Origin of the sequence: Burkholderia diffusa (genome assembly GCF_902499115.1) — a bacterium.
Lineage (GTDB): Bacteria > Pseudomonadota > Gammaproteobacteria > Burkholderiales > Burkholderiaceae > Burkholderia > Burkholderia diffusa.
This window is the reverse complement of record NZ_CABVPN010000085.1, coordinates 1-626: the sequence shown is the minus strand read 5'-3', so window position 1 is coordinate 626 and position 626 is coordinate 1. Positions and strand designations below refer to the sequence as shown.

The 626-nt window shown below is 67.9% G+C and carries 1 protein-coding gene; it reads left to right on the top strand.

Annotated elements, in window-relative coordinates; translation table 11 throughout:
• Positions 1–626, top strand: a 626-nt coding sequence (locus BTE28158_RS32330) for an AMP-binding protein (RefSeq protein WP_174920308.1), incomplete at both ends; no start/stop codon positions are given.

Sequence of the window (626 nt, the reverse complement as noted above, 5' to 3'; positions counted from 1 at the left end):
ATGCAGGCCTGCGCGCGCATCGGGGCCACGCACTCGGTCGTGTTCGGCGGCTTCTCCGCGAAATCGCTGAACGAGCGGCTCGTCGACGTCGGCGCGGTCGCCCTCATCACCGCCGACGAGCAGGCGCGCGGCGGCAAGACGCTGCCGCTCAAGAGCATCGCCGACGAGGCGCTCGCGATGGGCGGCTGCGAAGCAGTCAAGAGCGTGATTGTCTATCGCCGCACCGGCGGCAAGATCGACTGGCACGCCGGGCGCGACCTGTGGATGCACGAGATCGCCGACAGCGAGCCCGACACGTGCGCACCGGAATGGGTCGGCGCCGAGCATCCGCTGTTCATCCTCTATACGTCGGGCTCGACCGGCAAGCCGAAGGGCGTGCAGCACAGCACCGGCGGCTACCTGCTGTGGGCCGCGCAGACGATGAAGTGGACCTTCGACTGGAAACCGACCGACGTGTTCTGGTGCACGGCCGACATCGGCTGGGTCACGGGCCACACGTACATCACCTACGGCCCGCTCGCGTGCGGCGGCACGCAGGTCGTGTTCGAAGGCGTGCCGACCTGGCCGGACGCCGGCCGCTTCTGGAAGATGATCAACGATCACAAGGTCACGGTGTTCTACACCGC